Genomic DNA, 24107 nt, shown 5'->3' with positions numbered 1-24107 from the left:
AACGAGAAGACTCTACTACAGCCGGGGCGCCCATTCGTCCACGACGGCCTTCGAGATCGCCTGGACGTCGTCGGTGGTGGGGCCGGGGTCGGCGACGAAGCCGGCGCGGCGGTAGTACTCGAGCTCGCGAATGGACTCGAGGATGTCGGCGAGGGCGCGGTGGCCGCCGTGCTTCTGCGGCGCGTTGAAGTAGACGCGGGGGAACCAGCGGCGTGCCAGTTCTTTGATGGAGGAGACGTCGACGCTGCGGTAGTGCAGGTGGCCGTCGACGCGGGGCATGTACTTGGCGAGGAACGCGCGGTCGGTGCCGATCGTGTTGCCGGCCAGGGGCGCGTGCTGCTCGGTCGGGACGTACTTCAGGATGTACTCGAGCACCTCGTACTCGGCCTCGGCGAGGCTGGCGCCGTTCGGGATCTCGTCGATCAGCCCGGAGGTCGTGTGCATCTCGGTCACGAAGTCGCCCATGTTGTCGAGGGCCGACTGGTCGGGCTTGATGACGATGGTGAAGCCGGGGTGCACGGGCACGAGGTCGAAGTCGGTGACGACGACGGCCACCTCGACCAGCTCGTCGACGGCGATGTCGAGGCCCGTCATCTCGCAGTCGATCCACACCAGTCGGTCGTTCGTCGTAGCCATGCCGCCACTCTAGTCCGGGGCTCCGACACGGCCCGGCCCGCGCCTCCTCGCCTGGTGGGCGGAGGAGGCGCGGGCCGGGCCGGGCGCGCGGGTCGCGGCTACGAGACCTCGCCGGCCGAGATCGCCTCGGCCTCGACGCGGGTCGACTCGGGGCCGTCGTCGACGCGGCGCAGGGCGCGACGCCCGGCGAGGATGATCACGAGGCCGACAGCGACGCTCGCGGCGGCGAAGACGTAGGCGGCGCTCGGCGCGATGCTGTCGGCGAGGAGCGTGGCCACGGGCGGGGCGATCGCGCCGCCGATGAACCGCACGGCCGAGTACGCGCTCGACGCCACCGAGCGGGGCAGGTCGGTCGCCTCCATCACGCTCTCGGTGAGGACGGTGTTGAGCACGCCCAGCACGAGGCCGCCGACGACGACGCAGGTGACGAGGGCCGCGGGCGTCCCGACGAACAGCGCCGCCGCGAGCAGGTCGAGCGTGAGCAGGGGGAGGGCGATGCGGAGCACCGTCGTCCGCTTCATCCGGGCGGTCAGCAGCGGGGCGACCCACACGGAGGTGATCGCGAGGCCGACGCCCCAGCCGAAGAAGGTGAGGCCGATGCCCATGGCGCCGAAGCCGAGCGGGTACGGGGTGTACGCCAGCAGGACGAAGAAGCCGATGTTGTAGAAGAACGCGGTCGCCGCGAGGGTGCCGAGGGCCGGCACGGCCAGGGCGCGGAACGGCGCCGACAGCCTCGTGGGCGTCGGCTTCTCGATCGCGCCGCCCTTGAGGAAGACCGCGATGGCGATGAACGCGATCGCCATCAGCACGGTCACGCCGAAGAACGGTCCGCGCCAGCTCACGGAGCCCAGCAGGCCGCCGATGAGGGGACCGATCGCGATGCCGAGGCCGAGGGCGGCCTCGTACAGGATGATGGCGGAGGCGGTGCCCCCGGAGGCGGCGCCCACGATCGTCGCGAGGGCGGTCGAGATGAACAGGGCGTTGCCGAGGCCCCAGCCCGCGCGGAAGCCGATGACCTCCCACACGTCGCCGCTCGTCGCGGCGAGCACGGCGAAGACGACGATCAGGGCGAGGCCGATCATGAGGGTCTTCTTGGCGCCGAGGCGGCTCGAGACCCAGCTGGTGAAGAACATCGCGATGCCGGTGACCGCCAGGTAGCTGGTGAAGAGCAGCTCGGTCTGCGTCGGGGTCGCCTTCAGCGACTCGGCGATGGCGGGGAGGATCGGGTCGACGAGGCCGATGCCCATGAAGGCGACGACACAGGCGAACGCGATCGCCCAGACGGCCGTGGGCTGCTTGAGGATGCTCGGCTTCGCGGTGCCGGTGCTCGCGGCCGTGCCGTGGGTCGCGGCGCTCATGCGGACACCGCCTCGGACGCGACGCGGGTGCTCAGCAGCTGGGCGGCGTGGTCGAGCACGCGCCACTCGTCGTCGTCGAGGTCGTCGAAGAGGTGGCCGAGCGCGGTCGCGAGCTGGCCCTTCCACTCGGCCAGCGCCTCCGTGCCCTTGGGGGTGATGGCGATGAGCCAGGCGCGGGAGTCGTCGACGTCGGCGATGCGGCGGACGAGCTCGTCGTCGGCCAGGCCGTGGATGAGCTTGGTCATCGTCGGCTGGCTGACGCGGCTCGTCCGGGCGAGGTCGCCGACGCGCATCGAGCCGTCGGTCGTGAGGATCGAGAGCGTGCGCCAGACGGCGGGCGAGGTCGTGCGGCCGGTCTCCTGCGCGGCGATCCGCGTCAGGCGATGGGTCGACGTCAGGAGGTTCTCCAGGATGTCGGTCGGCTGTGAAGTCATCCGGCAAGTGTATAGCCAACCTATATAGCTTGGCAATGTGAATGGGTCTCGCGACCGTGGACGGGCGGATCCCGGGGGAGGCGCACCCAAGCTGGGCGCGGGATCGGTGCCTCCTGGTAGAACGGCTCCATGACAGACAGCAAGCCCACCGTGGCCGAGGGATCCGAGTACGTCGTCTTCTTCGAGGGCGGCCCGAGCGACGGCCGGACAGACACGCGCATCAGCACCAACGGCTCCTACGACGAGGAGATCGTCGACTACGTCCTGATCGACGGCCTCGAGACGGGCTTCGTCTACACGGCCGGCGAGGCGAAGATGGTCGGCGAGCAGCTGCAGGTCCACTACTCGCTCGACGTCAAGGACAGCGACCCGGTCGAGGACCCCGAGGACCGCAACGACGACCTCGACAACTGAGGCAGGTCGTCGGCTCCGCAGGGAGTCGACGCGACACGAGGAGGCGCGGGGAACATTCCCTCGCGCCTCCTCGTTGTCCCGGCCATGAAGCTCGAGCTGTACACGTCCGCTTTCTGTGCTCCCTGCCACGCGGCCCGCGCCGTCGTGGCCGAGGCTCAGGCCCTCGTCCCTGCCCTCGTGGTCGACGAGGCGGACGTCGCCGCCCGTGCCGACCAGGCCGAGGCGCGGGGCATCAGGAGCACGCCGACCATGGTCGTGCTGACCGACGACGGCACCGAGGTGTTCCGCGCGGCGGGTGCACCTCGCCTCGACCAGGTGCTGAGCGCGCTGGCCCTCGCCGTCTGACGGCGTCGCCGCCCGGGCGGACCGGACCCACGCGCTATCGTGGGGGCACGCCCTCGTAGCTCAGCGGATAGAGCAGGAGCCTTCTAATCTCTTGGTCGCAGGTTCGATTCCTGCCGAGGGCACCATGATGTGATCCACGTGGTGCTTCTCATCTCCCGGTCGCAGGTTCGATTCCTGCCGAGGGCACCCTGACGTGAAGGTCAGGCGTCGGGCGTCGTCCGACGACGGACGTCCTGGGCGCTGACCTGCTGGCCATAAGACGTCGTGTCCGGGTCGGAGTCCGTGTCGTCGTCGGGCGACTGGGTCGCGACCACCGTGGTGCGTGTCTCGGACGAGGTCTCGCGAGCCGGGGTCGGCTCGTCGGCGGGACGCGTCGCGGGGGAGACCGGCGCACGCCACTGCTCGTAGGCCGGCGCACCCGTCTGCACGGGCTGCGCCGACGTGGTCGGTCGTGCCTCGCGCGACGCCGTGGCCGCCTGCTCGGCGTCCCAGGCCTTCTGACGTGCGTCGAGGCCCTTGTCGACGTCCGCCTCCTCGTAGCTCCACCGCTCGAGGTCGGCCCGGAAGAGCTTCTTCGCACGGCCGGGCTTGTTCTGCCACTCGATCAGTCGGTCGCGCAGCTCGTCGAGGGCGTGCCCGGAGTCGTAGCTGAAGCTGGCGGAGTTCCGCTTGAGCTCCGCGATCTCGTGCTCGGCCCAGCTGGCCGCGGTGCCGGCTCCGGAGACCGGCAACAGGCGGAGCCGCACCTCGCTCTCCTGGGCGAGGTGGTCGGCGTAGGCACGCTCCTCCGGTCCGAGCGAGCTCCAGATCGCCGCCTTGCGCGCGGCCGAGACGATGCCGGCGACCGCCGTGGCCTTCGCCTCGTCGTCGTGCATCGCGACCACACGGCGCATGGCCGCACGGCCGATCAGGGCGGCGACCACGCCCGCCAGGACGATCGCCACGAAGGGCACGACGGCCCCGCTGACGATGCGCCACCCGGCGTCCGACGACGCCCACTCCACGAAGCTGTTCCACCACTGCATGCGGCGAACTCTACAGCTGAGGTCGAAGGTCGAGTGGGCACGGGCGAGAGGGCCGCTGAGCGTGTCGCATGCGACCGAGGATCGAGTTGCTCGCGAACGTCGCTCGGGGCCACTGCACCCGACATTCCGGGGCAAGTCGACGACCCCGCCCGCGCGCCACCAGCGTGCTCAGGCGAAGCGGAAGCAGTCCGTCGCGTCGGACCGGCTCCAGAACTCGCCGATCTCGACGAACCGACGCTCGCGGGCGACGAAGCGCTTGGCGCGCCAGCGGTCACCGAGCGGGTCGTCGAGTCGCTCGACGTAGCCGAGCACCTCGCCCCCGGCCCGGGTGACCCGAGCGAGGTCGTCGCGGACCTGCACCAGGCGGAGGCCGCCTCGGGTCTCGGTGAGGGCCTCGCGCGTCGGGGGCTCGGCGGGTGCCGTCGTGGCGGCGCGGGTGGCGTCGGGGCTGAGGATCGTGGTGCTCGTGAGGGTCACGTGGTGCTCCTGGAGGTCATCCGGCCGATGCTGTCGAGGACGAGCTCAACGGTACGGACGACCACCGACATCGACGACGCCGCCCGCTCCCTCGGGGGGAGCGGGCGGCGTGACGGTGCGGCTCGGGAGGACCCCGCGTCTCAGCGGTCGGTGCCGTCCACCGCGAACGGCTCGATCGCGGCGATCTCGTCGTCGCTCAGCGCCGCACCGTTCAGGGCGTCGAGGCTGTCGTCGAGCTGCGCGACCGACGACGCGCCGATGAGCGCGCTCGTCACGGCGGGCTGCCTCAGCACCCAGGTCAGGGCGAGCTGGGCGAGGGACTGGCCACGCGCCTCCGCGATCTCGTTCAGGCCGCGCACGCGCTCGAGGTAGGTCTCGTCGAGGGCGTCCTCGGTGAACCAGCGGCCCTCGGCGGCGCGCGACCCGGCCGGGGCCTTGCCCGAGAGGTACCTGTTCGTCAGCAGGCCGCCGGCGAGCGGCGAGAAGACGATCGAGCCGACGCCGTTCTCGAGCAGGGTGTCGAAGAGCCCCCGCTCGGGAGCGCGGTCGAACATGTTGTAGCGCGGCTGGTGGATGAGCAGCGGCACGCCCTCGTCGGCGAGGGCGTCGATCGCGGCCTGGGTCTGCTCCGGGCCGTAGTTCGAGATGCCCGCGTAGAGCGCCTTGCCCTGGTGCACGGCCGTGGCGAGGGCACCCATCGTCTCCTCGATCGGGGTCTCGGGGTCGGGCCGGTGCGAGTAGAAGACGTCGACGTAGTCGAGGCCGGTGCGCTCGAGGCTGGCCTCGAGCGAGTTGAGCAGGTACTTGCGCGAGCCGCCGTCGCCGTAGGGCCCGGGTCGCATGTCGTAGCCGGCCTTCGTGGAGATCACGAGCTCGTCGCGGTAGGGGACGAGGTTCGCCGCGTGGATGCGGCCGAACTGCTCCTCCGCCGAGCCGTAGGGCGGTCCGTAGTTGTTCGCGAGGTCGAAGTGGGTGACGCCGCGGTCGAAGGCGCGCAGCACGATGTCGCGCTGCGTCTCGAGGGCGCGGTCGGTGCCGAAGTTGTTCCAGAGGCCGAGGGAGATGCGGGGCAGCTTGAGGCCGCTGCGCCCGGTGCGGACGTAGTCCAGCTTCGAGTACCGCTCGTCGTCGGCGACGTAGGGAGTGAAGGGTGATCTCATGTCGTCAGCCTAGGGCGGGAGTACCCTCGCCGACATGACCACGTTCGTGCTCGCCGGCGGCTGCTTCTGGTGCCTCGACGCGGTGTTCCGCACCCTCGACGGCGTCTCGGCGGTCGTGTCCGGCTACACCGGCGGCGGGACGGCGCACCCCTCGTACGACGACGTCTGCACGGGGACGACCGGGCACGCCGAGGCGGTCGCGGTGACGTTCGATCCCGGGGTGCTCCCGGCCGACGTCGTGCTCGACGTCTTCTTCACGCTGCACGACCCGCGGCAGCTCGACCGGCAGGGCGCCGACGTCGGCACGCAGTACCGGTCGGCGATGTTCGCGGCCGACGACGAGCAGGTCGAGCTGTTCGAGACGGCCCGCGACCGGGCCGCCGAGACGTGGGGCGGAGGCGTCGTCACGACGATCGAGCGACTCGGCCCGTGGACCGAGGCCGAGCCCGAGCACCAGGACTTCTTCGCGGGGAACCCGGGCCAGGGCTACTGCACCGCGGTCGCCCTGCCCAAGGTGACGAAGGTGCGCAAGAGCTTCGCGAGGTGGGTGCTCGCGACCTGAGCGTGCGCCGCGCAGCTGCGCGGCGCACTCGATGATCCACTGCAGAGAGGACGGTGCTCGACGATGAGCGACCAGACCAGCACGACCAGCACGACCAGCACGACCGACGCCGCGGAGTCCGCAGGCCAGACCTGGGTCGCCGTCGGCCCGGCGGGGACGGTCGGGTCGATCGGGCGCACGGGCGACGGGTTCGTCGTCCGTCTCGTCGGCCGGCCCGAGCAGAGCGGCGAGTACCCGACCCTGGCGGTGGCCAAGAGCGCGCTCTTCGCGGCCCTCGGCCCGGGCGCCGAGTACCCGGAGTTCCACGAGCACTGAACTCCTCGGGGCGACACCCCTCGTCCCTCCCCGTCGCGACGGGCCGGGCACCCCCTCCACAAGGAGGCGAGGTGCCCGCCCGCGCACCGGCCCGGTCCCGTGAGACTCCCCGCATGACAGACACCATCACCCTCACCGGGATCATCGCCACCGACCCTCGCGTCGTCACCACCGAGGCCAGCCTCGACATCGCCAGCTTCCGGCTCGCCTCGACCCACCGGCGCTTCGACCGCGTCAAGGACGAGTGGGTCGACGGCGACACGAACTGGTACACCGTCACCGCCTTCCGGTCGCTCGGCGCCAACGCGGGGCAGAGCCTCCACAAGGGCGAGCGGGTCGTCGTCCTCGGCCGCCTCCGTGTCCGTGCGTGGGAGGCCGGCGACAAGTCGGGCACGACCGTCGAGGTCGACGCCGACGCGATCGGTCACGACCTGCGCTGGGGCCGCTCGGCGTTCGTCCGCTCGACGTCGGCTGCGGCGGCGCCCACGGGCGCGTCCGAGGCGACCGCAGGAGGCGCGGCGGGCGACGCCGCGACCGCTCCCGATGCCGAGACGCCCGCCTCCTCGTCCGGCGGATGGGCCACGGACGGCGGCCCTGCCCCGGACGAGCAGGCCCCCTCGGCGGTCGGCACCGCCGGGGACACTGCCCGCCACGAACCCGTCGACGTCGTCGACCGGGTGGGCACGCCGCCCTTCTGACCCGCCGAGGGCGTCGGCATCCGACCCCGGCCCACGTCGTAGGATCGTCACGGCCCTGACCGGGCCCGCCGAGGAAGGCCCCCCGTGACCCGTCTCCCACTCGTCGCCCTGCGTGCGGGCGCCGTCGTGCTCGTCGCCGTCGCGCTCGCCGGCTGCACGTCGGGCGAGACCGCCCCGAGCCCGGTGCCGACCACGGACGGCGCGACGCCCGCGCCCGAGCCGACGCTCACGGCCGACTCGACGACCGACGAGGCGAAGGCGTTCTTCGACACGACGGTGTCGCGCCACCTCGACGGCGGCGGAGCGGGCGACGGCCGCACGATCGTCGACACGCTCACGGCGGCGGGCTTCGACAAGGCGGCCATGCAGGTGACCCCGGACTCGACGTCGATCGGGCGCGCGGCCGACACCGTGCAGTTCTCGGTGCTCTGGGGCAGCGACTGCCTCGTGGGCCAGACCGGGGCGACCGGGTTCGCCAGCGAGGTCGCGCCCGTCCTCGGCACCGGGTCGTGCCTGGTCGGCACCACCCGCACGATCGACTGGTGACGGCGCCCCACCGATAGACTGGTGGGCATGGCCGAATACATCTACTCCATGGTCCGTGCCCGCAAGGCGGTCGGCGACAAGCTGATCCTCGACGACGTGACCATGTCGTTCATCCCCGGCGCCAAGATCGGCGTCGTCGGCCCCAACGGTGCCGGCAAGTCCACGATCCTCAAGATCATGGCCGGGCTCGACACCCCCAGCAACGGCGAGGCCAAGCTCTCGCCCGGCTACACCGTCGGCATCCTCATGCAGGAGCCCGAGCTCGACGAGACGAAGAGCGTCCTCGAGAACGTGCAGGAGGGCGTCGGCCCGATCAAGCAGAAGCTCGACCGCTTCAACGAGGTGTCGGCCGCGATGGCCGAGCCCGACGCCGACTTCGACGCGCTGCTCGCCGAGATGGGCACCCTGCAGGAGGAGATCGACGCGGCCGACGCGTGGGATCTCGACTCCCAGCTCGAGCAGGCCATGTCGGCCCTTCGGACGCCCCCGGGCGACGCCGAGGTCGCGAACCTCTCGGGCGGCGAGAAGCGCCGCGTCGCGCTCTGCAAGCTGCTGCTGCAGAAGCCCGACCTGCTGCTCCTCGACGAGCCCACCAACCACCTCGACGCCGAGAGCGTGCTCTGGCTCGAGCAGCACCTCAGCAAGTACCCCGGCGCCGTCCTCGCCGTGACGCACGACCGGTACTTCCTCGACCACGTTGCCGAGTGGATCGCCGAGGTCGACCGCGGTCGCCTCTACCCCTACGAGGGCAACTACTCGACCTACCTCGAGAAGAAGGGCGAGCGCCTCCAGGTGCAGGGCAAGAAGGACGCGAAGCTCGCCAAGCGCCTCTCGTCCGAGCTCGAGTGGGTGCGCAGCAACGCCAAGGGCCGCCAGGCCAAGTCGAAGGCACGTCTCGCCCGCTACGAGGAGATGGCGACCGAGGCCGAGCGCACGAGGGTCCTCGACTTCGAGGAGATCGTGATCCCCGTCGGGCCGCGTCTCGGCTCGCAGGTCATCGACGCGAAGAAGCTCCGCAAGCAGTTCGGCGAGCGCGTGCTGATCGACGACCTCACGTTCACGCTGCCCCGCAACGGCATCGTCGGCGTCATCGGCCCGAACGGCGTCGGCAAGACCACGCTCTTCAAGACGATCGTGGGCCTCGAGCCCCTCGACGGCGGCGACCTGCGGGTCGGCGAGACGGTCGACATCTCGTACGTCGACCAGAGCCGCGGCGGCATCGACGCGAACAAGAACCTGTGGGAGGTCGTGTCCGAGGGCCACGACTACATCACGGTCGGCAAGACGGAGATCCCCTCGCGGGCCTACGTCTCGCAGTTCGGCTTCAAGGGCCCTGACCAGCAGAAGAAGGCCGGGGTGCTCTCGGGCGGTGAGCGCAACCGCCTCAACCTGGCCCTGACCCTCAAGCAGGGCGGCAACCTCCTCCTGCTCGACGAGCCCACCAACGACCTCGACGTCGAGACCCTGGGCAGCCTCGAGAACGCTCTGCTCGAGTTCCCCGGCTGCGCCGTGGTCATCACCCACGACCGGTGGTTCCTCGACCGGATCGCGACGCACATCCTCTCGTGGGAGGGCCTGAACGACGACGGCACCCCCAACTGGTACTGGTTCGAGGGCAACTTCGAGTCCTACGAGGAGAACAAGATCGAGCGTCTCGGCGCCGACGCGGCGAAGCCCAGCTCCGCCACGTACCGCAAGCTGACGCGCGACTGAGATGACCCGCCTGCACGTGCCGACCCGGGTCCGCTGGAGCGACCTGGACGCCTACCGGCACGTGAACAACGCGTCGATGCTGCGCCTCCTCGAGGAGGCGCGCATCGATGCGTTCTGGGTCTCGGACGGCACGGTCGGCGAGACGTCGGGCGCCGCCGTGCTCGACGGCAGGCCGGACGCCGCCACGATGACCCTCATCGCACGACAGGAGCTCGAGTACCTGGTGCCGGTGCCGTACCTCCGTGCGCCCCTCGACGTGCAGATCTGGATCGGCCGTCTCGGGGGCGCCAGCCTCGAGGTCTGCTACGAGGTCTGGTCGCCCGCGGCGGTCGAGCCTGCCGTGCTCTACACGAAGGCGTCGACCTCGATCGTGCTTGTCGACACGGCGTCGGGCACGCCGCGACGCATCACCGACGACGAGCGCGCCGCCTGGACGCCGTTCGTCGAGGAGCCGCTGACGTTCCGTCGTCGCTGATCCGGGCCGTGAGCCTCTAATCGTTGCCGTCAGCCCCGCTCGGCCCGGTCAGGCGCGGGGGACCCGCACCATCCCCTCCTGGGCGACGCTCGCGACGAGCGTCCCGGAGCGGTCGTAGATGCGCCCGAGGGAGAGCCCTCGGCCACCGACGGCAGTGGGGGACTCCTGCACGTAGAGCAGCCACTCGTCCACGCGCGCCGGGCGGTGCCACCACATGGCGTGGTCGAGGCTCGCGACCTTGAGCCCGGGCGTCACGAGCGGCACGCCGTGGCGACGGTAGATCGGCTCGAGCAGCGTGTAGTCGCTGGCGTACAGCAAGGAGGCGCGGTGCAGGTCGGGGTCGTCGGGCAGCGTCCCCGTCGCGCGCAGCCACACGGCCTGGTGCTCGACCCGGGCGCCCTCGACGCTGAAGTAGACCGGCGACGGCACGTGACGCATGTCGAACGCTCGATCGGCCGCCCAGGCCTGGGCGATCGGGTGGTCGACGGCGGCGAGCAGCTCGGCGTCGCTCGGCACGTCCTCCGGCTCGGGCAGGCCGTCGGGCATGGCGACCTGGTGCTCGAGGCCGTCGTCCGGCGTCTGGAAGGACGCGATCATGGAGAAGATCGGCAGTCCGTCCTGGGACGCCTGCGTCCGGCGGGTGGCGAACGACCGCCCGTCGTGGATGCGGTCGACCGTGAAGGTGATGGGGATCGTGAGGTCGCCCGGCCGGAGGAAGTACCCGTGCAGCGAGTGGACGGGCCGGTCGCCGACGATGGTCCGCTGGGCGGCGACGAGCGCCTGCGCCATGACCTGTCCGCCGAAGACCCGGCCGAGCGGCTCGGGCTGCGACGTGCCGGTGAAGACGTCCTGTCCGCCGACGATGCCGGCCGGGGCGAGGTCGAGGGTGGCGAGCAGGTTCTGCAGGGGATCGGCGCTCATCCGATGTAGTTTAGGGGGCCGATGAGCCGTACATTCGCCCTCCCCGATTCCCTGTCCCTCAGCGACCTCGCGACCTTCCTGGGCCGTGCCGGCCGTGTCGAGGACGGCTCCGTGCGCCTCGTCGCCGGCTCCGGCGTTCTCGCGGTGTACGCCGCCGTCTTCTACCCGCTGGGGCTGCTCGACTCGAGCCCGACGGTGCTGGGCCTCCGCACCTTCCAGCTCGACGACGCGCCCGAATTCGACGCGGTGGTCCCCGTCCGCTCGCTCAAGGAGCGGCTCGTCCGGCTGCAGAACGACGTCGTCGACCCGACGGCGCCCGTGACGGTCACCCTGCCGATCGAGGTCGCGACGGTCACCTGGGCGGCGATCTCGCCGCCGCGCGGCGGCTGGGTGCCGAAGGGCGCCGCCGACGCCCCCGCGCTCGACGCCGCGGCGACGGCGGGCATCGACGAGATCGCCTCCGCCCTGCCCGAGAACGCGGGCGAGCAGATCGTCCACCGCGTGCGGTCCGAGGTGTGGTCGCGCCCGGTCGACGGTGTCGAGGCCGTCCCTGCCGGGGCCGCGTTCGCGGCGCTCAGCCTCGGGTTCCTCGGCGACGGCGAGGCGGTCTCGCTCTACGAGACGGGTGCCTGGACACGACTGACGACCAGCCGCGGGCACGTCCTGGTCAAGCGCCGGGGGCGTTGACCATGGCGTGGGCCGCCCGGTCGAGGTAGGCCCACAGCGTCGCGTCGTGGAGGGGCGAGAGCTCGAGCTCGTCGACTGCGGTGCGCATGTGGTGCAGCCACCGGTCGCGCGCCTCCGGCGTGACCGTGAACGGCATGTGCCGCATCCGCAGCCGCGGGTGGCCGCGCTCGTCGCTGTACGTGGTCGGGCCGCCCCAGTACTGCTCGAGGAACCCGGCGAGGCGCTGGATCGCGCCCTCGAGGTCGTGCTCCGGGTACATCGGCCAGAGCACGTCGTCGGTCTGCACGCCCTCGTAGAAGCGGCGGACGAGTCGCTCGAAGGTCGCCCGCCCGCCGATCTGCTGCCAGAAGTTGCCCTGGGCGTCGTCGCGCCCCGCGCCGCTGCGCAGGGTGATCGGCTGGGAGGCGCCCGCGGGAGGCGGGCCGAGGGGGAGATCGGTCACGAGCGCTTGCCCTTCGTGGGTCGGACGTGCGGGGTCGGCACGGTCTGCGGCGGGCGGGCGCCCTGCACCGAGGAGGCGCCGTCGAAGCCCGTGAGGACGACGCTGCTGAGCGAGGGGAGCGTGATGCCCAGCTCGTCCGTCGCCTTCTTGAGGCGCGACCGGAGCTCGCGGTCGACGTTGTCGCGCTCGGACGACCGGGTCTTGGACACGATGCGGATGACGACGTGCTCTTCCGCGATCGACTGGAGGCCCCAGACCTCGGGAGCGTCGATCATGCTGCGCCCCCACTTCGGCAGCGCCGCCATGTCGGTGGCCGCCTTGAGCATGGCCGCCTGGACCGTGTCGACGTCGGCCTCGTAGGGCACCGCGAGGTCGATGACGACCCGGGTCCAGCCCTGCGACATGTTGCCGACCCGGAGGATCTCGCCGTTGCGGACGAACCAGAGCACCCCGTTGACGTCGCGGATCTGCGTGACGCGGATGCCCACGGCCTCGACGACGCCGGTCGCCGGGCCGACGTCGACGACGTCGCCGACCCCGAGCTGGTCCTCCGCGACCATGAAGATGCCGTTGAGCAGGTCCTTCACGATGTTCTGCGCGCCGAACGCCAAGCCGGCGCCCACCACGCTGGCCGCGCCGACGATGGCGACGACGTCGAAGCTCAGCTCGCCGAGCACGAGGACGAGGGCGACGCCGGCGATGAGCACCGTGACGACGTTGTTCAGGACGCTGCCGAGGGTGCGCGTGCGCTGCACGACGCGGACCGCCTGCAGGGGCGACGCGATCAGGGCCTGGGTGTCGTCGACGTTCTGCTTGCGCTTGATGCCGTTGACGACCTGGTCGACCACGCGGCGGATCATGAAGTGCAGCGCGACCCGCAGCAGCACCGCGACGACGATGATCGCGAGGATGCGGATGGGCACGCCCCACATCGCCCAGAAGGCTGCCCAGTCGAACTCGACGGGAGGGGTGTCGGTGGCAGGGGCGGCGAGGAAGTCGATCATCCCCTCAAGCTTCGCACGAGCCGCCGACGCCGCCCGAGAGCAGCCTGGACGCGAGGACGGCGGACCCTGTGAGCAGGGCCCGCCGTCCGACGGTGACGCAGGAGGCGCGCGCGGCCCCCGAGGGACGCCCGCGCCCCGTGCCTAGCGCGCGTCGACCGCCTGCACGCGCAGGGCGCGCTCGACGCCCGAGAGGCTCTCGACCACGATGCGGCGGAGCGCCGGCACGTCCGGGTTCGCGTCGAGCCAGGCGCGCGTCGTGTCGACCAGCTGCTGGTCGGCGAGCCCGGCCGGGTAGAGGCCCGAGACCAGCGTGTCGGCGATGTGGTAGCTGCGCGACTCCCAGATGCCCGTGAGCGACGCGAAGTACCGCTCGACCACGGGCTGCAGCACGGCCGGGTCGTTCGTGTGCTGGAAGCCCTGAGCGGTCGCGCGCACGATGGCGTTCGGCTGCTCGGCGCTGTCGACGACCGACGCGAAGGCGGCGAGCTTGCCCTCGGGCGTGGGGATCGCGGCGCGGGCCCGTGCGGCGGCCTGGGCGCCGTTGGCGGTGTTGTCCGCCTCGAGCGCGGCGTCGATCTCGGCCTCGCCGGCGGCGCCGACGAGCACGAGGCCCTCGAGCAGCTCCCAGCGCAGGTCGGTGTCGACCTCGAGCCCGTCGAGCGCCAGCGACCCGTCGTGCAGGGCGCGGAGCGCGTCGGCGTGCGCCGGGGTCGACGCGGCGGCGGCGAAGAACTTCACGAACTGGAACTGAGCGTCCGACCCGGCCTCCGCCTCCTTCGCCAGCTCCAGGAGGCGGTCGCCGACCTCGGCGAGCACCTCGGCCCGATGGGACGGCGCCACGTAGCTGCGGGCCGTCTGCACCAGCTGCGTCAGGGTCGTGCGGATCGTCGTCGACTCGGTCTCGCTCGCGATGTTCGACAGCACGAGGCGGACGTAGTCGGAGGGCGAGGTCTCGGCGTCGCGCGTGGCGTCCCAGACGGAGCCCCAGACGAGGGCGCGGGCCAGCGGGTCCGAGATCGCCGCGAGGTGCTCGATCGCGGTGGCGAGCGACTTCTCGTCGAGGCGGATCTTCGCGTAGGCGAGGTCGTCGTCGTTGGTGAGCACGAGGGCCCCGCGGCGCTGGCCGACGAGCTCGGGCACGTCGGTGCGGGTGCCGTCGACGTCGATCTCGACCCGGTGCGTCCGCACGAGGGCGTCGCCGTCGAAGTCGTAGAGGCCGACGGCGAGGCGGTGCGGGCGGATCGTCGGGTAGTCGGCCGGCGCCTCCTGCAGGAGGGCGAACGAGGTGATGACGCCGTCGGCGTCCGTCTCGATCTCGGGACGCAGCGTGTTCACGCCCGCGGTCTCGAGCCACTTCTCGCTCCAGCTCGTGAGCTCGCGCCCCGAGGTGGCCTCGAGCTCGACGAGCAGGTCGCGGAGCTCGGTGTTCGAGTGGTGGTGCTTCTGGAAGTACGCGGCGACGCCGGCGTAGAAGGCGTCGATGCCGACCCACGCGACGAGCTGCTTCAGCACGGACCCGCCCTTGGCGTAGGTGATGCCGTCGAAGTTGACCTGGACGTCCTCCAGGTCGTTGATCGTCGCGACGACGGGGTGCGTCGAGGGCAGCTGGTCCTGGCGGTAGGCCCAGCTCTTCTCCATCGCCTGGAACGTCGTCCACGCCTCGGTCCACTCGGTGGCCTCGGCCGTCGAGATGGTCGACGCCCACTCGGCGAACGACTCGTTCAGCCAGAGGTCGTTCCACCACTTCATGGTGACGAGGTCGCCGAACCACATGTGGGCGAGCTCGTGCAGGATCGTGACGACCCGGCGCTCCTTGATCGCGTCGGTCACCTTGCTGCGGAACACGTAGGTCTCGACGAAGGTGACGGCGCCCGCGTTCTCCATCGCGCCGGCGTTGAACTCGGGCACGAAGAGCTGGTCGTACTTGTCGAACGGGTACGGGTAGCGGAACTTGTCTTCGTAGTAGGCGAAGCCCTGACGCGTCTTCTCGAAGATGTAGTCAGCGTCGAGGAACTCGGTGAGCGAGCGACGCGTGAAGATGCCGAGGGGGATCGTGCGGCCGTCCGAGCTCGTGAGCTCGCTGCGCACGACGTCGTAGGGGCCGGCGACGATCGCCGTGATGTAGCTCGAGAGCACCGGGGTGGGCGAGAACGTCCAGGTGGCGACCTCGCCGTCGACCGCGGGCTCGGGCGTCGGCTGGTTCGAGACGACCTGCCAGCGGGAGGGGGCGGTCACGGTGAACTGGAACGTCGCCTTGAGGTCGGGCTGCTCGAAGACCGCGAAGACGCGGCGGCTGTCGGGCACCTCGAACTGCGAGTAGAGGTAGACCTCGTCGTCGACGGGGTCGACGAAGCGGTGCAGGCCCTCGCCGGTGTTCGTGTACTCGGCGTCGGCGACGACCTCGAGCACGTTCTCGGCGGCGAGGTCGTCGAGCTGGATCCGCACGCCGTCGGTGACGGCCGCCACGTCGAGGGCGGTGCCGTTCAGCGTGGCCGAGTGCACGGTGCGCGTGAGGGCGTCGATGAAGGTCGAGGCGCCGGGCGTCGCGGTGAACCGGACCGTCGTCGAGCTGCCGAACACCTCGGCCCCCCGGGTCAGGTCGAGCTCGATCTCGTACGACTGCACGTCGACGACGCTCTTGCGCTCCTGCGCCTCGAGTCGGGTCAGGTTCTCTCCGGGCACGCTTGCTCCATCCGTCTTGAGGTGTCGGTGCGGGACTCGTGGCCCCCGGACGAGCCTAGACCGGCCCTCCGACGCCGGGGTGTTCACTGGGGGCATGACCGACACCGTCGCCCCCGCGCCCCACACCTCCGTCGACTTCTGGTTCGACCCCTCGTGCCCCTGGGCCTGGATGACCAGCCGCTGGGTCGACGAGGTCGCTCGTCACCGCGACCTCGACGTGACGTTCCACATCATGAGCCTGGCGGTGCTGAACGAGGACAACGACGTGAGCGACGAGTACAGGGCCGCCTTCGCCCGGATGCTGCGCTACACGCGCCTCGTCACCGCCGCCGGCGAGCTGCACGGCCAGCAGATCGTGAAGCCCCTCTACGACGCGCTCGGAACCCGCATCCACCCGGGCGGCGAGACCGACGCCGACGTCGTCATCCCCGCCGCGCTCGCCGAGGTCGGCCTGCCCGCGGAATTCGCCGCCCACGCGGACTCGGACGCGTACGACGAGCAGATGCGGGCCAGCCACTTCGACGGCATCGGCCGCGTCGGCCAGGACGTCGGCACGCCCGTGATCGCCGTGAACGGCACCGCCTTCTTCGGCCCGGTCATCTCGCCGGCGCCGAAGGGCGAGATCGCCCTGACCCTGTGGGACGGCGTCGTCGCCGCCGCCTCGTACCCGGGCTTCTTCGAGATCAAGCGCACGCGCACGGTCGGCCCGATCTTCGACTGACGCAGGACCGCGGCCGGGGCCGTCCTAGGATCAACAGCATGCGCATCCACGTGGCGACCGATCACGCCGGTCTCGACTTCAGCAAGACCGTCATCCGTCACCTCTCCGACGCCGGCCACGACGTCACCGACCACGGCCCGACCAGCTACGAGCCGCTCGACGACTACCCGTCGTTCTGCATCGCGGCAGCCCGGGCCGTCGTCCGTGACCAGCGGGCCGGCCACGAGGCCCTCGGCGTCGTCTTCGGCGGCTCGGGCAACGGCGAGCAGATCGCCGCGAACAAGGTCGAGGGCGTCCGTGCGGCCCTGGTCTGGAACGACTCGACCGCGAAGCTCGCCCGTCAGCACAACGACGCGAACGTGATCGCCATCGGCGCCCGTCAGCACACGGAGGCGGAGGCGCTGGCCTTCATCGACGCGTTCGTCGCCGAGCCCTTCAGCCACGACGAGCGCCACGTCCGCCGCATCGCCCAGGTGGGCGAGTACGAGACCACCGGGGCGATCGCCGGGCACCCGGTCGACTGACGACGTAACGTCGGGAGCGGCGGGACCTCCGGGCCCCGCCGCTCCGTCGTCCCCCGTCGGATCGGCTCCGCCCGATCGACCCAGCCAGTGAGGTGCCGCCGTGCCCGAGGGCCATTCCGTCCACCGCATCGCCAACCAGTTCGAGCAGACCTTCGTGGGGAGCCGGTGCGAGGTGAGCTCTCCCCAGGGGCGGTTCGCCGCCGGGGCCGAGAAGCTCGACGGCGCGACGATGGTCGACGCCAAGGCCGTCGGCAAGCAGATGTTCCTCGAGTTCGACAACGGCCTCTGGCTGCACGTGCACCTCGGCCTCTACGGCGCGTGGGACTTCGCGGGAGAGATCGCCACCGGCCACTCGATGGCCGAGTCACGGACGCGCCGGGCTCGCGCGCGCAAGGCGGAGGCCGCTACGGACGACGACGGCGAGGACTCGATGGCGAGCATCGGCGCGCCGCGTCGGAGCCGCGTCCGCATGGCCGAGCAGGAGAAGGCCGAGGACGACATCGAGTCGTTCCCGCCCGAGCCCGTCGGCCAGGTGCGCGTGCGCCTGCTCACCGACACGGCCGTCGGCGACCTCCGCGGCCCCACGAAGTGCGAGGTCCTCGACGCGGCCGGGGTCGACACGGCGATCGCGAAGCTCGGTCCCGATCCCCTCGTCGACTCGCCGAAGAAGGGGAGCGACCGCTTCGTGACGACGGTGCGGAAGAAGCGAACCCCGATCGGCCTGCTGCTGATGGACCAGAGCGTCGTGAGCGGCATCGGCAACATCTACCGCGCGGAGCTGCTCTTCCGGGCGCGGCTCGACCCGCACACCCCCGGCAACCAGGTGCCCGAGGACGTGCTGAAGGCGATCTACAAGGACTGGACGAAGCTGCTCCGCAGCGGCGTCGAGCTCGGCCAGATGATGACGATGGACGGCCTCACCAAGGCGCAGCACGCGAAGGCCCTGCGCAGCCGGGCCGACCGGCACTGGGTCTACCACCGCGAGGGCCTGCCCTGCCGGGTCTGCGGCACGAACATCGTGATGGAGATGGCCGCGGGTCGGAAGCTCTACTGGTGCCCGGTCGACCAGACTTGAGGCCATGCGCCACACTCCGCACTTCGTGCAGTCCGACGTCGACGAGGTCAAGCGGCTGATCCGCGAGAACCCGTGGGCCACGATCGTCGCCTCGACGACGGAGGGGATCGTCGCCTCGCACTACCCCGTCGTGCTCGAGGACGACCCTGCCGACCCGGCTGCGATCGTGCTCGTCAGCCACGTGGGCAGGCCCGACGAGCGGTCGCTCGAGCTGGGCGCCGCCGAGGTGATGGTGATCGTCCAGGGGCCTCACGGCTACGTGTCGCCCGGCTGGTACCCCGCCGAGCAGATCATCCCCACCTGGAACCACGTGACGGCGCACCTCTGGGGCACGCCCGAGATCCTGTCGGACGACGAGAACTTCCGCGTGCTCGGCGAGCTCGTCGACCACTTCGAGAAGGTGATGCCCGAGCCGTCGACCCTGACGCTCGACGAGGCGGGCTCGCGCCGTGTCGCCCAGGGCACCGTCGGCATCCGGCTGCGGGTCGCCCGGTTCGACGCGCGCGCCAAGCTGAGCCAGAACAAGCCCCCCGAGGTCGTCGACCGCATCGTCGACGAGCTCGAGCACGGGCAGCACTACGCCCAGCCCGCCCTCGCGGCCGAGATGCGACGGGTCCGCGACCGGTGAGCGCCGTCCCGCCCGGCACCGGCACCGATGCGCGGCCCGACACGGACACCGGATCCGAGGAGGCGCGTCCCGTCCTCCTGAGGAACGCCCGCCTCACCGGCGTCCACGGCTCGGACGACGCCGACCGCGTCGACGTCCTCCTGCGCGGCGGCGTCGTCGCCGAGATCGGCCAGGGGCTCGCGGTCGTCGGCGACGCCGCGGTCGTCGACCTCGACGGCCGGTGGCTCGGCCCCGGTCTCTGGGACTCGCACGTGCACATGGACCAGTGGGCGCTCGTGCGACGTCGCCTCGACGTGTCGTCGGCCGGGTCGGCTGCCGAGGCCGCGTCGCTCGTGGGGGAGCGCCTGCGCTCGCAGCCCCCGGCGCCCGGGCAGCCCCTGATCGGCTACGGGTTCCAGGACGCGCTCTGGGCCGACGAGCCCACCAGGGCCCTGCTCGACGCCGTCTCCGGCGACGTCCCCGTCGTGCTCGTCAGCAAGGACCTGCACTCCGTCTGGCTCGACTCCCGCGCCCTCGCGGCCCACGGCCACGCCGGTCACCCGACGGGCCTGCTGCGCGAGGCGGACGCCTTCGCCGTGAGCACCGCGGTCAGCGCCGTCTCGGAGGACCAGCTCGACGAGTGGGTCGGCGAGGCCGCCGAGGCCGCCGCCGCCCGGGGCGTCGTCGGCGTCGTCGACCTCGAGATGACCCTCTCGGTCGACCGCTGGGCGCGCCGGGTGGCGGCGGGCACGACCTGCCTCCGCGTGCGCGCCGGCGTCTACCCGGCCGACCTCGACGAGGTCGTCGGGCGCGGCCTGCGCACCGGCGACGTCGTCCCCGGCACGCACGGCCTCGTCGAGATGGGGCCGGCCAAGATCATCACCGACGGCTCGCTCGGCACCCGGACCGCGTGGTGCCACGACCCGTACGTGGGCATGGAGGGCGACCCCGCGGCGCGGGGCGTGGCGACGTACGGCGAGGAGGCGCTCGTCGACCACCTGAGACGCGCCTCCTCGGCGGGCCTCGTCCCCGCGGTGCACGCGATCGGCGACGCGGCGAACGCGTCGGCCCTCGACGCCCTCGAGGAGGTCGGCTGCGGCGGCTCGATCGAGCACGCACAGCTGCTCGACGCGGAGGACGTCGCGAGGTTCGCGCGGCTCGGCATCGTCGCGAGCGTCCAGCCCGAGCACGCGATGGACGACCGTGACGTCGCCGACCGGCTGTGGGCCGGACGCACCGGGCGGTCCTACGCCTGGGGGAGCCTCGCGTCGGCGGGGGTGCGCCTGCAGCTCGGCTCGGACGCACCGGTGGCTCCGCTCGACCCCTGGGTCGCGATGGCGGCCGCCGTGTGGCGCGCGAGGGACGGCCGCGACCCGTGGCACCCCGAGCAGCGGCTGGCGGCACGCACCGCGCTCGCCGCGTCGACCGGCGGCCGCACGAACGTCGAGGTCGGCTCCGTGGCCGACCTGGTCGTGACGGAGACCGACCCGCTGACCGCGACGGACCACGACCTGCGCACGATGGTCGTTTCGGCGACCCTGCTCGGGGGACGGTTCACGCACCTCACGCTCCTCGCTCCCTGAGGCGCGCAGGTCTGCCGTGCCCGCGACGGGGCCGCGCACGACGAAGGCCGCCGCCCCGAGGGGCGACGGCCTCCGCGCGTCAGGGAGTGCGGGCTCAGCCGGCGACGTGCGCGGCGAGGAACCAGCGGTCCTTCTCGAGGCCGCGCGAGATCTCGATGGCGACGTCCTGGCTGGACGCGTCGAGCTCGCCGAGTTCGTCGATGGCCGTGCGGACGGCGACGAGCGAGGCGTCGATCTGGGCGACCAGCTCGGCGATCGTGCGGTCGATCTGGTTGAAGCCGGGCGAGGTCGTCGGGATGCTCGTCTTGGCGGCGACGGTCTCGATGCGGGCGTCGACGGGCAGGCCGAGGGCGACGACGCGCTCCGCGGCGAGGTCGGCCCACTCGCGGGCGTGGTCGACGACCACGTCGATCAGCTCGTGCACGGCGACGAACGCGATGCCGCGCACGTGCCAGTGCGCCTGCTTGCCGTTGACCGACAGCGCGGTGAGGTCGGTGACGATCGGGCTGAGGAACTGGGCGACGCCGGCGGCGACGTCGGGGTCGACGGAACCCTGGGGGACGGTGATGGTGGAGGCGTCGGTCATGGCGGTGTCCTTTCCTAGACGATCTACCCCACGGTAGAGGGCTGAGCGGATTCCGCAAGCAAGCTGAGGCTCGGCTCACCGAGGCCAGCCTCGCCTCACCTGCCGTGCGGGGGATAACCCCACCGCTCTCTCGGGCGCTGGCACCATGGGACGGTGCCCGCGCCTCCGCGAGGCTCGAGGCATGACCCAGGAGAGCACCATCAGCGCCGCCACGAACCCCTACCTCTCGCCGCCGCCCCCGCCCGGCGGCTACGGGCGTCGCTGGCGTGCCCTGCCCCGCGAGCTCGGCTACGTGGCCCTGTCGGCGGTGCTGGTCGTCGTGATCGGCGGCCTCTCCACCCTCTTCTTCCGGTCGCTCGGCCAGGCCGACAACTCGGTCGTCGGGTTCGTCTTCCTCGCCGTCGTGGTCTTCGCGAGCCTGTGGCTGGCGCGCTGGTTCGGCACGTTCGAGGTGATCCGCCTGCGCTGGGCGATCGACCGTCCCGTGCGTCCGGTCGACTGGACGCCGAACACGACCTGGGGCCGCTCCGACAACCGCGGCGTCCGCGCGCTCTCGGCGTTCGCGAACCCGCACTACTGGCTCTACCTGCTCTACGGCCTCGTGGTGTTCCCGGCCGCGGCCGCCCTCACGACCATGGTCATCGTGCTGCTCGTCGCGGGCCCCGCCTCGTTGTTCGTCTTCGGCGGCGTGGTCGTCGGCAGCGTGCCCGGCGGCGACGGCCTGCACGCGGTCGTCGGCGGCGGCGGCGGGCTCCTGCTCCTCCTGCTCGGGGCCGTCGTGCTCGCGGGCGTCGTGCTGCTGATGCCCTTCGTCGTGCACGGCTTCGTCGTGATGCACCACGCGATCGCCGCCGCCATGCTCGGAGGCTTCCGCAGCGACCAGCTCGCCGTCGAGCTCGCCGACCGCGAGATCTCGCGCACCGCGGCCCTCTCGGCCGAGGGCACGGCCCTCCGCCGCCTCGAGCGCGACATCCACGACGGGCCGCAGCAGCGCCTCGTGCGCCTGCAGATGGACCTCGCCGCGGCGGCCAGGGCCGTCGACTCCGACCCCGAGAAGGGCAAGGCCCTGATCGAGGAGGCGCGGGCCCAGTCCCGCGAGGCCCTCGAGGAGCTGCGCGCCCTGTCCCGCGGCTTCGCGCCTCCCCTGCTGCTCGACCGCGGGCTGGTCGCGGCGCTCGAGTCGCTCGTCGACCGCGCGGTCATCCCGACGACCCTGCTCGACCGCGTGCCCGCCCACGTCGTGCTGCCCGCGGAGATCCAGCGGAACGCCTACTTCATCGCGTCCGAGCTCGTGACGAACACGGGCAAGCACTCGTCCGCGATCTCGGCCGACCTCGTGCTCCGCACGCGCACCGCGCCCGACGGCCGGGGCACCCTGCTCGAGCTCGTCGTCACCGACGACGGCCAGGGCGGCGCGGGCCTCCGCGACGGGCACGGCCTCGCCGGCGTGCAGGAGCGGCTCGTGGGCCTGGGCGGCTTCCTCGACATCTCCAGCCCGGCGGGCGGGCCGACCATCGTGACGGTGAGCATCCCGCTCGTCGACGACTCGCCCGCAGAGGTCGAGGCGACCGGTCCGGCTGCTCCCGCCGCGCCGCCCGCTCCCTAGACTGGCGGGGTGCCCGAGCGACCTGTGACCCCCGCCCTGCGCGTCGTCGTCGCGGACGACTCGGTGCTGCTCCGCGAGGGCCTCGTCCGCCTCCTCGACGAGATCGGCGCCGACGTCGTCGGGGCCTACGGCGACGCGGACTCCCTCCTGGCTGAGCTCGACGAGAAGGCGCCCGACGTCGCGGTGCTCGACGTGCGGATGCCCCCGACCCACACCGACGAGGGGGTCCGCGCCGCGATCGATGCCCGTCGCCGCCGTCCCGGGCTCGGCATCCTGCTGCTCTCGCAGTACGTCGAGGTGGCCTACGCCCGGGACCTGCTCGAGGCCGGCAGCGGGGGAGTGGGCTACCTGCTCAAGGACCGCGTCGCCTCCGTGGACGAGTTCGGCGACGCGCTCGGCCGGGTCGCCGACGGCGGCACGGTGCTCGACCCCCAGGTCGTCTCGCAGCTGCTCGGCCGACGAGGCGACCCGCTCGCCGCGCTGACGCCCCGTGAGCGCGAGGTGCTCGGCCTGATGGCCGAGGGCCGCACCAACGCGGCCATCGCCGCCGCCCTCGTCATCGGCACCGGGGCGGTGGAGAAGAACGTCACCTCGATCTTCCAGAAGCTGTTGCTCGAGGACAGCGGGAGCGACCACCGTCGGGTGCTCGCCGTCCTGGCCTTCCTGCAGCGGTGAGGTCGTCGCTTCGGTCGACCCGCTAGCTGGTCCGCGAGCGGTCTTGTTCGGCCGTGCCGTCCGCCGCAGGGCCGGCCTGGAGCAGGTCGCCCCGGGTGCCGCCCACCTCGAGGATCGTCTCGCGCAGCGACTCGCCGACGCGCTGGTACCCGACCGTCGTGGGGTGGATGCCGTCGGGCGAGGTCCCGGCCGCGAACACGAGGCCGTCGCGGGCGAAGCCCCAGGGGTCGGTCCAGGTCCAGCCCCTCTCGAGCACGTGCCGCTCGAGGGCCCGCTGGTACACGGCGGCGGCGGCGGGCGCGCGGTCGTAGGGCGGGATCGCCGCGACGACGACGTGGCGAGGGGCGACGGTGGCGACGACGGCGTCGTACGAGGCGGCGGACTCGGCGAAGCCGATGCCCCTGCGCACGTCGTTCGTGCCCGACATCAGCACGAGGACGTCGACGTCGGCGACCGGGGTCACCGCTGCGGCCTGGTCCTGGATCGTGCTGCCGCCCTTGGCCCACCCGCCGACCCACTCGACGCCGTCGCCGCGCGCGTACGTCATCCACGTGTTCGCGTCGAGGCCGTCGCTGAGCAGTCGCGCGCCGCCGGCCGTCAGGGAATCACCGACGATCGCGACGCGCACGGCGTCGTCACGGGGCACGTCGTCCTCGCCTGCGCCGCCGGCCGTGACGTCGCCCGGTGCAGCAGAGGAGGCGGCCCGCGGGGCCCCGGTCGGGGCAGATCCGGGGGAGGCGGTGGTCACGCCGGCGCTGCACCCCGTCACGAGCAGGGCGAGGGCCGCGCCCACGAGCGCGGTCCGGGCGATCTTCGCGCGATCCATCCTCAGATCA

The 24107-nt window shown here is 72.0% G+C and carries 28 protein-coding genes and 1 tRNA gene; 17 read left to right on the top strand and 12 right to left on the bottom strand.

The features are described from left to right. Window positions 1–15 precede the first annotated feature (15 nt). From orn to ITJ48_RS09850, 3 genes are all read right to left on the bottom strand, one after another. Window positions 16–636, bottom strand: coding sequence for an oligoribonuclease (gene orn, locus ITJ48_RS09860; RefSeq protein WP_123548205.1), 621 nt, complete (start codon window positions 634–636; stop codon window positions 16–18). A gap of 98 nt (window positions 637–734) precedes the next feature. Beyond that, window positions 735–1994 carry an MFS transporter gene (locus tag ITJ48_RS09855; RefSeq protein WP_194613549.1) on the bottom strand — a complete coding sequence of 420 codons (1260 nt, stop codon included), beginning with the start codon at window positions 1992–1994 and terminating at the stop codon, window positions 735–737. Beyond that, a complete protein-coding gene (locus tag ITJ48_RS09850; protein ID WP_192041219.1) occupies window positions 1991–2428 on the bottom strand; it encodes a MarR family winged helix-turn-helix transcriptional regulator in 438 nt (145 codons plus the stop codon). The genes ITJ48_RS09855 and ITJ48_RS09850 overlap by 4 nt, the downstream gene beginning before the upstream one ends. A gap of 129 nt (window positions 2429–2557) precedes the next feature. Between ITJ48_RS09850 and ITJ48_RS09845 the strand changes: the two genes are divergently transcribed. The 3 genes from ITJ48_RS09845 (at window position 2558) to ITJ48_RS09835 (ending at window position 3312) form a co-directional block, all read left to right on the top strand. Beyond that, window positions 2558–2842, top strand: coding sequence for an oligoribonuclease (locus tag ITJ48_RS09845; protein WP_194613548.1), 285 nt, complete (start codon window positions 2558–2560; stop codon window positions 2840–2842). 84 nt (window positions 2843–2926) lie between these two features. After that, complete coding sequence (locus ITJ48_RS09840) at window positions 2927–3187, top strand: thioredoxin family protein (RefSeq protein WP_194613547.1); 261 nt, start codon at window positions 2927–2929, stop codon at window positions 3185–3187. 49 nt (window positions 3188–3236) lie between these two features. Then, window positions 3237–3312, top strand: a tRNA-Arg gene (locus tag ITJ48_RS09835). Window positions 3313–3387: 75 nt separating this feature from the next. Here the strand turns inward: ITJ48_RS09835 and ITJ48_RS09830 are convergent. The 3 genes from ITJ48_RS09830 to ITJ48_RS09820 all read right to left on the bottom strand — a co-directional run bounded on the left by ITJ48_RS09830 (window position 3388) and on the right by ITJ48_RS09820 (window position 5849). After that, a complete protein-coding gene (locus ITJ48_RS09830) occupies window positions 3388–4212 on the bottom strand; it encodes a hypothetical protein (RefSeq protein ID WP_194613546.1) in 825 nt (274 codons plus the stop codon). Window positions 4213–4380: 168 nt separating this feature from the next. After that, window positions 4381–4689 (bottom strand): hypothetical protein, encoded by a 309-nt coding sequence (locus ITJ48_RS16205; protein ID WP_228506854.1) that lies wholly within the window; start codon window positions 4687–4689, stop codon window positions 4381–4383. A 140-nt stretch (window positions 4690–4829) separates the two neighbouring features. Next, the gene (locus ITJ48_RS09820) at window positions 4830–5849 is read right to left on the bottom strand and encodes an aldo/keto reductase (protein ID WP_194613545.1); all 1020 of its coding nucleotides are present in this window, start codon (window positions 5847–5849) and stop codon (window positions 4830–4832) included. A gap of 34 nt (window positions 5850–5883) precedes the next feature. Here ITJ48_RS09820 and msrA point away from each other — a divergent pair, with 34 nt between their 5' ends. From msrA to ITJ48_RS09790, 6 genes are all read left to right on the top strand, one after another. Continuing rightward, on the top strand, window positions 5884–6411 hold the full coding sequence (gene msrA, locus ITJ48_RS09815) for a peptide-methionine (S)-S-oxide reductase MsrA (protein ID WP_194613544.1): 528 nt from the start codon (window positions 5884–5886) through the stop codon (window positions 6409–6411). A gap of 63 nt (window positions 6412–6474) precedes the next feature. Further along, entirely contained in the window at window positions 6475–6726 is a 252-nt protein-coding gene (locus ITJ48_RS09810) for a methyltransferase (protein ID WP_194613543.1), read from the top strand. Between the two features lie 113 nt (window positions 6727–6839). Continuing rightward, window positions 6840–7424, top strand: coding sequence for a single-stranded DNA-binding protein (locus ITJ48_RS09805; protein ID WP_194613542.1), 585 nt, complete (start codon window positions 6840–6842; stop codon window positions 7422–7424). A gap of 84 nt (window positions 7425–7508) precedes the next feature. Beyond that, window positions 7509–7970: a hypothetical protein gene (locus ITJ48_RS09800; protein ID WP_194613541.1), complete on the top strand. Its 462-nt coding sequence runs from the start codon at window positions 7509–7511 to the stop codon at window positions 7968–7970. 27 nt (window positions 7971–7997) lie between these two features. Continuing rightward, window positions 7998–9683, top strand: coding sequence for an energy-dependent translational throttle protein EttA (gene ettA / locus ITJ48_RS09795; RefSeq protein ID WP_123548364.1), 1686 nt, complete (start codon window positions 7998–8000; stop codon window positions 9681–9683). Window position 9684: 1 nt separating this feature from the next. Continuing rightward, window positions 9685–10158 carry a thioesterase family protein gene (locus tag ITJ48_RS09790; RefSeq protein ID WP_194613540.1) on the top strand — a complete coding sequence of 158 codons (474 nt, stop codon included), beginning with the start codon at window positions 9685–9687 and terminating at the stop codon, window positions 10156–10158. 48 nt (window positions 10159–10206) lie between these two features. On the opposite strand, the gene ITJ48_RS09785 is transcribed toward ITJ48_RS09790, so the two are convergent. Further along, window positions 10207–11079, bottom strand: coding sequence for an acyl-CoA thioesterase II (locus ITJ48_RS09785; protein ID WP_194613539.1), 873 nt, complete (start codon window positions 11077–11079; stop codon window positions 10207–10209). 21 nt (window positions 11080–11100) lie between these two features. Between ITJ48_RS09785 and ITJ48_RS09780 the strand changes: the two genes are divergently transcribed. Next, on the top strand, window positions 11101–11766 hold the full coding sequence (locus ITJ48_RS09780; RefSeq protein WP_194613538.1) for a hypothetical protein: 666 nt from the start codon (window positions 11101–11103) through the stop codon (window positions 11764–11766). Here ITJ48_RS09780 and ITJ48_RS09775 read toward each other — a convergent pair. The 3 genes from ITJ48_RS09775 to pepN all read right to left on the bottom strand — a co-directional run bounded on the left by ITJ48_RS09775 (window position 11747) and on the right by pepN (window position 15894). Next, complete coding sequence (locus ITJ48_RS09775; RefSeq protein WP_194614405.1) at window positions 11747–12154, bottom strand: globin; 408 nt, start codon at window positions 12152–12154, stop codon at window positions 11747–11749. The genes ITJ48_RS09780 and ITJ48_RS09775 overlap by 20 nt on opposite strands. Window positions 12155–12204: 50 nt before the next feature. Beyond that, window positions 12205–13212 carry a mechanosensitive ion channel family protein gene (locus ITJ48_RS09770; protein ID WP_228506852.1) on the bottom strand — a complete coding sequence of 336 codons (1008 nt, stop codon included), beginning with the start codon at window positions 13210–13212 and terminating at the stop codon, window positions 12205–12207. Between the two features lie 141 nt (window positions 13213–13353). Then, a complete protein-coding gene (gene pepN / locus ITJ48_RS09765) occupies window positions 13354–15894 on the bottom strand; it encodes an aminopeptidase N (protein ID WP_194613537.1) in 2541 nt (846 codons plus the stop codon). A gap of 94 nt (window positions 15895–15988) precedes the next feature. Between pepN and ITJ48_RS09760 the strand changes: the two genes are divergently transcribed. From ITJ48_RS09760 to ITJ48_RS09740, 5 genes are all read left to right on the top strand, one after another. Further along, entirely contained in the window at window positions 15989–16615 is a 627-nt protein-coding gene (locus ITJ48_RS09760; RefSeq protein WP_194613536.1) for a DsbA family protein, read from the top strand. Between the two features lie 38 nt (window positions 16616–16653). Beyond that, a complete protein-coding gene (locus ITJ48_RS09755; RefSeq protein WP_123548220.1) occupies window positions 16654–17139 on the top strand; it encodes a ribose-5-phosphate isomerase in 486 nt (161 codons plus the stop codon). A 100-nt stretch (window positions 17140–17239) separates the two neighbouring features. After that, complete coding sequence (locus tag ITJ48_RS09750; RefSeq protein ID WP_194613535.1) at window positions 17240–18214, top strand: Fpg/Nei family DNA glycosylase; 975 nt, start codon at window positions 17240–17242, stop codon at window positions 18212–18214. Window positions 18215–18218: 4 nt separating this feature from the next. After that, a complete protein-coding gene (locus ITJ48_RS09745) occupies window positions 18219–18842 on the top strand; it encodes an FMN-binding negative transcriptional regulator (RefSeq protein WP_194613534.1) in 624 nt (207 codons plus the stop codon). Beyond that, window positions 18839–20404, top strand: coding sequence for an amidohydrolase family protein (locus ITJ48_RS09740; RefSeq protein ID WP_194613533.1), 1566 nt, complete (start codon window positions 18839–18841; stop codon window positions 20402–20404). Before ITJ48_RS09745 ends, ITJ48_RS09740 begins: the two co-directional genes overlap by 4 nt. A 94-nt stretch (window positions 20405–20498) precedes the next feature. Here ITJ48_RS09740 and ITJ48_RS09735 read toward each other — a convergent pair whose 3' ends face one another. Beyond that, entirely contained in the window at window positions 20499–20990 is a 492-nt protein-coding gene (locus ITJ48_RS09735) for a Dps family protein (RefSeq protein ID WP_194613532.1), read from the bottom strand. A 181-nt stretch (window positions 20991–21171) separates the two neighbouring features. Between ITJ48_RS09735 and ITJ48_RS09730 the strand changes: the two genes are divergently transcribed. Then, window positions 21172–22596, top strand: coding sequence for a sensor histidine kinase (locus tag ITJ48_RS09730; RefSeq protein ID WP_194613531.1), 1425 nt, complete (start codon window positions 21172–21174; stop codon window positions 22594–22596). Window positions 22597–22632: 36 nt separating this feature from the next. Beyond that, window positions 22633–23271 (top strand): response regulator transcription factor, encoded by a 639-nt coding sequence (locus ITJ48_RS09725; protein WP_194614404.1) that lies wholly within the window; start codon window positions 22633–22635, stop codon window positions 23269–23271. A 22-nt stretch (window positions 23272–23293) separates the two neighbouring features. Here ITJ48_RS09725 and ITJ48_RS09720 read toward each other — a convergent pair whose 3' ends face one another. Beyond that, the gene (locus ITJ48_RS09720) at window positions 23294–24097 is read right to left on the bottom strand and encodes an SGNH/GDSL hydrolase family protein (RefSeq protein ID WP_194613530.1); all 804 of its coding nucleotides are present in this window, start codon (window positions 24095–24097) and stop codon (window positions 23294–23296) included. Between the last annotated feature and the right edge of the window lie 10 nt (window positions 24098–24107).

It is taken from the genome of Frigoribacterium sp. VKM Ac-2530, from assembly GCF_015350835.1.
GTDB lineage: Bacteria > Actinomycetota > Actinomycetes > Actinomycetales > Microbacteriaceae > Frigoribacterium.
Note: the sequence above shows the minus strand (reverse complement) of the source record. Positions and strands in the feature narration are given on the sequence as shown.

Excerpts from the sequence above, each read along its gene's own strand:
- orn (WP_123548205.1), bottom strand. The coding sequence starts at position 636 with ATGGCTACGACGAACGACCGACTGGTGTGGATCGACTGCGAGATGACG.
- ITJ48_RS09855 (WP_194613549.1), bottom strand. The coding sequence starts at position 1,994 with ATGAGCGCCGCGACCCACGGCACGGCCGCGAGCACCGGCACCGCGAAG.
- ITJ48_RS09850 (WP_192041219.1), bottom strand. The coding sequence starts at position 2,428 with ATGACTTCACAGCCGACCGACATCCTGGAGAACCTCCTGACGTCGACC.
- ITJ48_RS09845 (WP_194613548.1), top strand. The coding sequence starts at position 2,558 with ATGACAGACAGCAAGCCCACCGTGGCCGAGGGATCCGAGTACGTCGTC.
- ITJ48_RS09840 (WP_194613547.1), top strand. The coding sequence starts at position 2,927 with ATGAAGCTCGAGCTGTACACGTCCGCTTTCTGTGCTCCCTGCCACGCG.
- ITJ48_RS09830 (WP_194613546.1), bottom strand. The coding sequence starts at position 4,212 with ATGCAGTGGTGGAACAGCTTCGTGGAGTGGGCGTCGTCGGACGCCGGG.
- ITJ48_RS09820 (WP_194613545.1), bottom strand. The coding sequence starts at position 5,849 with ATGAGATCACCCTTCACTCCCTACGTCGCCGACGACGAGCGGTACTCG.
- msrA (WP_194613544.1), top strand. The coding sequence starts at position 5,884 with ATGACCACGTTCGTGCTCGCCGGCGGCTGCTTCTGGTGCCTCGACGCG.
- ITJ48_RS09810 (WP_194613543.1), top strand. The coding sequence starts at position 6,475 with ATGAGCGACCAGACCAGCACGACCAGCACGACCAGCACGACCGACGCC.
- ITJ48_RS09805 (WP_194613542.1), top strand. The coding sequence starts at position 6,840 with ATGACAGACACCATCACCCTCACCGGGATCATCGCCACCGACCCTCGC.
- ettA (WP_123548364.1), top strand. The coding sequence starts at position 7,998 with ATGGCCGAATACATCTACTCCATGGTCCGTGCCCGCAAGGCGGTCGGC.
- ITJ48_RS09790 (WP_194613540.1), top strand. The coding sequence starts at position 9,685 with ATGACCCGCCTGCACGTGCCGACCCGGGTCCGCTGGAGCGACCTGGAC.
- ITJ48_RS09785 (WP_194613539.1), bottom strand. The coding sequence starts at position 11,079 with ATGAGCGCCGATCCCCTGCAGAACCTGCTCGCCACCCTCGACCTCGCC.
- ITJ48_RS09780 (WP_194613538.1), top strand. The coding sequence starts at position 11,101 with ATGAGCCGTACATTCGCCCTCCCCGATTCCCTGTCCCTCAGCGACCTC.
- ITJ48_RS09770 (WP_228506852.1), bottom strand. The coding sequence starts at position 13,212 with ATGATCGACTTCCTCGCCGCCCCTGCCACCGACACCCCTCCCGTCGAG.
- ITJ48_RS09760 (WP_194613536.1), top strand. The coding sequence starts at position 15,989 with ATGACCGACACCGTCGCCCCCGCGCCCCACACCTCCGTCGACTTCTGG.
- ITJ48_RS09755 (WP_123548220.1), top strand. The coding sequence starts at position 16,654 with ATGCGCATCCACGTGGCGACCGATCACGCCGGTCTCGACTTCAGCAAG.
- ITJ48_RS09745 (WP_194613534.1), top strand. The coding sequence starts at position 18,219 with ATGCGCCACACTCCGCACTTCGTGCAGTCCGACGTCGACGAGGTCAAG.
- ITJ48_RS09735 (WP_194613532.1), bottom strand. The coding sequence starts at position 20,990 with ATGACCGACGCCTCCACCATCACCGTCCCCCAGGGTTCCGTCGACCCC.
- ITJ48_RS09730 (WP_194613531.1), top strand. The coding sequence starts at position 21,172 with ATGACCCAGGAGAGCACCATCAGCGCCGCCACGAACCCCTACCTCTCG.
- ITJ48_RS09720 (WP_194613530.1), bottom strand. The coding sequence starts at position 24,097 with ATGGATCGCGCGAAGATCGCCCGGACCGCGCTCGTGGGCGCGGCCCTC.